The following is a 7,006-nucleotide window of genomic DNA, read 5'->3' on the forward strand; positions in this document are numbered from 1 at the left end:
GTCTTGACCTTCTTGATCTGGACGACCGGCGTGGTCTCCTCGACGACGGGCGCGCTGTCGTCCGCGGAGGCGACGACCGCCTCTTCCTCGACCGCCGGCTTTTCGTCCGGGGTCGGCGCGTCATGCTTCGGCAGGAGCACCTTGGCCAGCGCACTGATCGGATTGCCGCCACCGGCCTTGGCGATGAGGGCGCTAGCGCCACGCGTCGACGCCTTCGGCATATAAGCGTTGATCAGGCCCGCCATCTGGTTGTCGCGGGCGCGGCCCGAGGCGCCGCCCATGACGACAGCGACGAGCTTGCGATCGCCGTCATCGACCGACGAGACCAGATTGTAGCCGGAAGCGCGGGTGTAGCCGGTCTTGATTCCGTCAACGCCCTTGATGCGGCCGAGCAAGCGATTGTGACCATTGATGCGCCGACGGCCGTAAAGGAAGGAGCGTTGCGAAAAGTAGCCGTAATATTGCGGGAAGTGCTCCCTCAGCGCGATGCCGAGCATCGCCATGTCGTGGGCGGTGGTGAACTGGCCGGGATCGGGCAAGCCATTGGCGTTGCGGAAGACCGTGCCGTTCATGCCGAGCGCACGCGCCTTGGCGGTCATCATGCGGGCGAAATTGGCTTCGTTGCCGCCGAGCAGCTCACCCAGCGCCGTCGCGGAATCATTGGCCGACTTGGTCACCATCGACAGGATGGCTGTGTCGACGGACACCGATCCGCCGGGCTTGACGCCAAGTTTCGTCGGCGGCTCGGCCGCGGCGTGGGCAGAGAACGGCACCGCCGTGTTCTTCGAGATCCGACCCTTCGCCAGCGCCTCGAACGTCAGATAGAGGGTCATCATCTTGGTCAGCGAAGCGGGATAGCGCCGACCATTGGCGTCGGAAGAATAGAGCACCTTGCCCGTCTTGGCGTCGATGACGATGGCCGCCGATTTCGCCGCCATCGATGAGGCGGCATCCGCGACGACGACGGTCATCGCCAGGGCGACGATCGTGACCGCCTTGAGAAAGGAGGAGGTTTTGGAGACGAAGCCCGACAACGCCTGACGCACTGATATTTCCCTGAAATTTCGTTGCCCCGGAGGCGGCGGCGTGAGCCTGCCTCGCTTTCGGCCAAGCTATCGCGGGCAGCGTTACCAATCCGTTTATGGTAACCGCCGCGTTCACCATTTTCTGGCGATTTGAGCCTCTTTTTATTCGAATTTTGGACTCTTCCCGTCCGCCCCGTGCCCAGCAAACGGGCAAAAACTTGACTTTTGTGCAGCGCACAATATATTTGCGGTGCATTGCACAAGGGCGCCCGGGGCAAATGGGCGTTTCAACCACGAAGGGAAGCGTGAAATGGCCCAGACCTATGAGGACTTCAGCAAATTCGGCAAGGAGTTTGCCGACACCGGATTGAAGAGCTTTGCTTCGCTCACCAAGGGCGCGCAGGCGATCGCCACAGAAGCGGGCGAGTACACCAAGAAGAGCTTCGAAGCCGGCAGCGCCGCGTTCGAGAAGCTCTTCTCGGCCAAGTCGTTCGACAAGGCGATCGAGATCCAGTCCGACTACGCCAAGCAGAGCTACGAGAGCTTCGTCGCCGAGGCCGCCAAGATCGGCGACCTCTATGCCGAACTCGCCAAGGAAGCCTACAAGCCGTTCGAATCGATCGTAGCCAAGACGAAGTAATTTTCGCCGCAAGGCACTGAAACTAGGCCAGCCGGCCTGCAAGACAGACCCGGTCGCGGATGCGCGGCCGGGTTTTTTCATGCCCGCTTCGATCTGGCGCCCTAGCCACCTTCACGATTGCGAAAATCGCTGAAGTTTGCCCACCTAGCCATATTGTCAGCTAAACAGAAGGGCTTAAAATCGTCCATCGAACACCTACATGTCGAACTCGCATGGGGATTCGAAAGAGGCAGGACTACGTGACGACCGGTTTGACTGCCACGGCAGGCGTGGTGCGGATGCAGAGTGACGGCGACGGCAACGGGGCCGGTCGCGGCACGGCCGTGATCACGCGCACCAAAACCAAGACCAAGAAGCCCAGTCTCTACCGGGTCCTCATCCTCAACGACGACTACACGCCCATGGAATTCGTGGTCCACGTGCTGGAGCGTTTTTTTCAGAAGGACCGCGAAGCCGCCACACGCATCATGCTTCATGTTCACAATCATGGAGTGGGCGAGTGCGGGGTCTATACATTCGAGGTGGCCGAGACCAAAGTGTCCCAGGTCATGGATTTCGCCCGACAGAATCAGCATCCGCTGCAATGCGTGATGGAGAAGAAGTGAGGTAACATGCCGGCTTTCTCCCAAGGCCTGGAAAAGGCGCTACATCAGGCGCTGACGCTCGCCAATGAGCGGCATCATGAATATGCAACCCTTGAACACCTGCTGCTCGCCCTGATCGACGACACCGAGGCAGCTGCCGTCATGCGCGCCTGCAACGTCGACCTCGACGAATTGAAACACACGGTTCTCACCTATATCGACACCGAGCTCGACAACCTCGTTACCGGCTATGACGAGGATTCCAAGCCCACCGCCGGTTTCCAGCGCGTCATCCAGCGCGCCGTCATCCATGTACAGTCGTCCGGCCGCGAGGAGGTCTCCGGCGCCAACGTGCTCGTCGCGATCTTCGCCGAGCGTGAGAGCCATGCCGCCTATTTCCTGCAGGAACAGCAGATGACCCGCTACGACGCGGTCAACTACATTTCGCATGGCATCGCCAAGCGCCCCGGCGCCTCGGAGAACCGCACCCCGCGCGGCGCCGATGACGAGCAGGGCGGCCAGAACGGCGCCGAGCCGCAGGAGGAGAACGGCAAGAAGAAGCAGCAGCAGGACGCCCTGACTGCTTATTGCATCAACCTCAACAACAAGGCCAAGGCCGGCAAGATCGATCCGCTGATCGGCCGCGAGTCGGAGATCAACCGCACGATCCAGGTGCTGTGCCGCCGCTCCAAGAACAACCCGCTCTATGTCGGCGATCCCGGCGTCGGCAAGACGGCGATCGCCGAGGGTCTGGCCAAGCGCATCGTCGAGGGCGACGTGCCCGAGGTGCTGCACAACGCCACTATCTTCGCGCTCGACATGGGCACGCTGCTCGCCGGCACGCGCTATCGCGGCGACTTCGAGGAGCGGCTGAAGCAGGTCGTCAAGGAACTCGAGGACTATCCCGGCGCGGTGCTGTTCATCGACGAGATCCATACCGTGATCGGGGCAGGGGCCACGTCAGGCGGCGCCATGGACGCGTCGAACCTGCTGAAGCCGGCGCTGTCGTCGGGCGCCATCCGCTGCATCGGCTCGACCACCTACAAGGAGTTCCGCCAGTTCTTCGAGAAGGACCGCGCCTTGGTGCGGCGCTTCCAGAAGATCGACGTCAACGAGCCGACCATCGAGGACGCCATCGAGATCATGAAGGGCCTGAAGCCCTATTTCGAGGAGTTCCACAAGGTCCGCTACACCAGCGAGGCGATCAAGGCCTCGGTCGAGCTTTCGGCCCGCTACATCAACGACCGCAAGCTGCCGGACAAGGCGATCGACGTGATCGACGAGACCGGCGCCTCGCAGATGCTGGTGCCCGAAGCCAAGCGCAAGAAGACGATCGGCATCAAGGAAATCGAAGCCACGATCGCCACCATGGCGCGCATCCCGCCGAAGACGGTTTCGGCCGACGACGAGAAGGTGCTGCAGGGTCTCGACATCGAGCTGAAGCGCGTCGTCTACGGCCAGGACACCGCCATCACCGCGCTGACGTCGGCGATCAAGCTGGCGCGCGCCGGCCTGCGTGAACCCGAAAAGCCGATCGGCTCCTATCTGTTCTCGGGCCCGACCGGCGTCGGCAAGACGGAAGTCGCCAAGCAGCTCGCCGCCTCGCTCGGCGTCGAACTGATCCGCTTCGACATGTCGGAATACATGGAACGTCATACCGTATCGCGGCTGATCGGCGCGCCTCCCGGCTATGTCGGCTTCGACCAGGGCGGATTGCTCACCGACGGTGTCGACCAGCATCCGCACTGCGTGCTCTTGCTCGATGAGGTCGAGAAGGCGCATCCCGACCTGTTCAACATCCTGCTGCAGGTGATGGACCACGGCAAGCTGACCGACCACAACGGCAAGCAGATCGACTTCCGCAATGTCATCCTGATCATGACCACCAATGCGGGAGCGTCGGATGCGCAGCGGGCGGCGATCGGTTTCGGTTCGACCAAGCGCGAAGGCGACGATGTCGAGGCGATCAACCGGCTGTTTACGCCGGAGTTCCGCAACCGTCTCGATGCGATCATCCCGTTCGGCTCGCTGCCGGTGCCGGTCATCCACCAGGTTGTGCAGAAGTTCGTCATGCAGCTCGAGGCTCAGCTCTCCGAGCGTGGCGTCACCTTCGACCTGTCGCCGGATGCGGTCGCCTGGCTGGCCGACAAGGGCTATGACGAGCGCATGGGCGCGCGGCCGCTCGGCCGCGTCATCCAGGAGCACATCAAGAAGCCGCTGGCCGACGAGGTGCTGTTCGGCAAGCTCAAGAAGGGCGGCACGGTGCGCGTCACCGTCGAGAAGAAGGAAACCGGCGAGACCGGCCTGAAGCTCGAATCGCTGGCCGACGAGGCTCCGGTGAAGCCGAAGAAGGAAGAGCCGGAAGAAGCGCCGAAGCCCCGCAAGGCGGTTGCGAAGAAGCCGGTGGCCAGGAAGGCGGTGGCGCAGAAGCCGGAGCCGAAAGGCAAGGATGGCGGCAAGCGCAGCCTGGTGCCGCAGTTGCCGCGCAAGGGCTGAAGCCCTGACGATAAAAAAGCCCCGGAAACGGGGCTTTTTTCATGCAATCTGCTGCGGTCAAGAGTGAGCTCGGTCGCCGCCGAAGGTGCTGCCTTCCGCAGCCGCGGCAGCTGGCAGGGGCTGAAATTCAGATGCGAGCCGGCCGGGGACGGTGACAGCGTCATCGGCTTCGAGTTCCTGGTCAGCGATGAAAGAGAAATGGGACGATCTCGGCCTGCCCGTGGCGTGGACAAGGCGATCTGACGGGCATGAGCGGCACCGGCGCCCCGCCGGCACCGCCATGATTGCCGTTGTGTGGCGAAGCAAAAAATCCTATCAAGGCGCACGGCTGCGGGGGTTGCTGCCGTGACTTTGGCGCACTCAAGCGAACGGGATCGCGCTCCCCGCGCGGAATAAAATGACAAGGCAAGCTCGAAAGACCATCCGTCAGGCAGCGATTGCGATTCCGCTTCTCGCGCTCGGCTTCTATTTCATCCCGATCCTGACAACGATCTGGATCGTTTGCGGCCTGATCGACGTGCTGCGCAACAAGAACAAGGACCTGTCGCTGTTCCGCGGCTATTTTCTCGGCAACGGCCTCTTCACCTGGCTGCTGTCGCCCTTCAACCTGCTGGTCGACCTGCTTTGCTACAGGAACCCGGGTGTCTGGAAGCTGGAGCAGTTTCCCGCCGACTACCAGCGCGAGGTCAACGAGGTTCTCGACGTCTTTAAGGCGCGCAAGGACGAGATCATCGCCGATATCGACGCCAATTTCGGCACCGGCCGGCGCGGCATGTATGTCTATCAATGGTACGGCAAGCACAAGATCGACAACGTGCCGGAATTCAACAAGGATTTCAAATACATCAAGACCATCGCCGTGTCGGTCTTCAGGGGCAAGGAATCGACGTCCTGGCATTTCGGCCCGCTTCGGCTCAGCCTGCGCATTCTCTACAACCTGCTGCCGGTGAAGGCCGAGATTTTCGTCGAGTGCAACGACGCCAGGAACTACTGGCATGACAATCCGCTCTACATTTTCGACGACACGCTGCTGCACCGTTCGGTCAACGAGTATGACGGGCGCCGCTACTGCGTCTTCATGGACATCATCCGTCCATCCCCGTTCCCCGGCCTCATCGCCGGCCTGCTCGCCATCGTTTCGGTCAGCGTCGAACGCATCAATTCCCTGTTCTACAAGAACTGGAAGATGATCGGCTCCAGCAAGCCGAAGAAGGCCGAGGCGAACTGAGCTTCGACAGGACCTCGCCAATCCGCCTTGAACCAACGTCCAATGGCGCCGGCCGGCAGCCACCTTTAGAACGCCAGAGCAATTCTGGAACGATTGCGTAGCGATTTTCCGTCCCGAATTGCGCAAAATCAATACGTGTCGGGGTCAGCGTTCTATATCGAAAGCTGAACTGCCTTGGGTGTCGAATATTTTCTAGCCAACGTGACGACTGAGCGGGAGGAGGTCCCGCTTACGGGAGGGTCAGGTTGATCGGTCGGCAATCAGTCGTGCATGCAGATCTTGTCCAGGCCTCGATCGCCAGAAGCGGCGCGGCCCATTCGGCACTGGTCGCCTCATGGCGACGTTCTCTCCAACTGCACGGTCTCGATCCAGCCGAGCGCAAGGCCCCCAGGCGATTGACCGAAGGTGAGTTGAGAGGGGCCCGGCAGCGCATGGAGCCATTGGTCCGCGCCGCCGAGGCAAGTCTCAATCGCCTCTATCTCGCCGTAGGGGGCGTTGGCTGCTGCGTGATGCTGGCGGACCGCGACGGCATCCCCGTCGAACGCAGGGGCGCCGTCGCCGACGACGAGACATTCGACGAATGGGGGCTTTGGACCGGCACGGTCTGGAGCGAGGACAGTGAAGGCACCAATGGGATCGGCACCTGCATCGCCGACCAGCGGGCGCTGACCATCCATCGCGATCAGCACTTTTTCTCGCGCAACACTTTGCTCAGTTGCACGACGGCGCCGGTCTACGACCACGAAGGCAATCTGGCGGCGGCGCTCGACGTGTCGTCGTGCCGGTCGGATCTGACGGAAGGCTTTGTCCAGCTGATCGCTGTTGCGGTGGGTGACGCCGCCCGCCGCATCGAGGCCGAGAATTTCCGCATGGTCTATTCCAACGCCCGCATCCTGCTTGCCCCGATCGGCGAGCGCAACGCCGGGGCGCTCATCGCCATCGATGCCGACGATCTGGTGATCGGCGCGACGCGCTCGGCCCGTTCCGCGCTCGGCATAACTCGCGAAGCCTTGGCCAAGGGGCTGCTCGCGGC

7 protein-coding genes are annotated in these 7,006 nt (G+C 62.1%); 6 read left to right on the forward strand and 1 reads right to left on the reverse strand.

The features are described from left to right. Nucleotides 1-1,046: D-alanyl-D-alanine carboxypeptidase family protein (locus tag EN742_RS18320; protein WP_148670143.1), on the reverse strand; the 1,046-nt coding region annotated here is incomplete at its 3' end. 289 nt (nt 1,047-1,335) lie between these two features. Between EN742_RS18320 and EN742_RS18325 the strand changes: the two genes are divergently transcribed. From EN742_RS18325 to EN742_RS18350, 6 genes are all read left to right on the forward strand, one after another. Then, complete coding sequence (locus EN742_RS18325) at nt 1,336-1,665, forward strand: phasin family protein (protein WP_128333113.1); 330 nt, start codon at nt 1,336-1,338, stop codon at nt 1,663-1,665. Nucleotides 1,666-1,943: 278 nt separating this feature from the next. After that, nucleotides 1,944-2,270 carry an ATP-dependent Clp protease adapter ClpS gene (gene clpS, locus EN742_RS18330; protein WP_189347344.1) on the forward strand — a complete coding sequence of 109 codons (327 nt, stop codon included), beginning with the start codon at nt 1,944-1,946 and terminating at the stop codon, nt 2,268-2,270. A 6-nt stretch (nt 2,271-2,276) separates the two neighbouring features. Then, nucleotides 2,277-4,745, forward strand: a complete 2,469-nt coding sequence (gene clpA, locus EN742_RS18335) for an ATP-dependent Clp protease ATP-binding subunit ClpA (RefSeq protein WP_128333114.1) — start codon at nt 2,277-2,279, stop codon at nt 4,743-4,745. Nucleotides 4,746-4,808: 63 nt separating this feature from the next. Then, entirely contained in the window at nt 4,809-4,988 is a 180-nt protein-coding gene (locus EN742_RS39425) for a DUF930 domain-containing protein (protein ID WP_245482517.1), read from the forward strand. Nucleotides 4,989-5,142: 154 nt separating this feature from the next. Further along, nucleotides 5,143-5,973 carry an aspartyl/asparaginyl beta-hydroxylase domain-containing protein gene (locus EN742_RS18345; RefSeq protein ID WP_128333115.1) on the forward strand — a complete coding sequence of 277 codons (831 nt, stop codon included), beginning with the start codon at nt 5,143-5,145 and terminating at the stop codon, nt 5,971-5,973. Between the two features lie 266 nt (nt 5,974-6,239). Continuing rightward, nucleotides 6,240-7,006: GAF domain-containing protein (locus EN742_RS18350; protein ID WP_245492353.1), on the forward strand; the 767-nt coding region annotated here is incomplete at its 3' end.

The sequence above is a fragment of the Mesorhizobium sp. M4A.F.Ca.ET.020.02.1.1 genome (genome assembly GCF_004022645.1).
Taxonomy (GTDB): domain Bacteria; phylum Pseudomonadota; class Alphaproteobacteria; order Rhizobiales; family Rhizobiaceae; genus Mesorhizobium.

Coding starts and splice junctions, on each gene's coding strand:
- EN742_RS18325 (WP_128333113.1), top strand. CDS start 1,336: ATGGCCCAGACCTATGAGGACTTCAGCAAATTCGGCAAGGAGTTTGCC.
- clpS (WP_189347344.1), top strand. CDS start 1,944: ATGCAGAGTGACGGCGACGGCAACGGGGCCGGTCGCGGCACGGCCGTG.
- clpA (WP_128333114.1), top strand. CDS start 2,277: ATGCCGGCTTTCTCCCAAGGCCTGGAAAAGGCGCTACATCAGGCGCTG.
- EN742_RS18345 (WP_128333115.1), top strand. CDS start 5,143: ATGACAAGGCAAGCTCGAAAGACCATCCGTCAGGCAGCGATTGCGATT.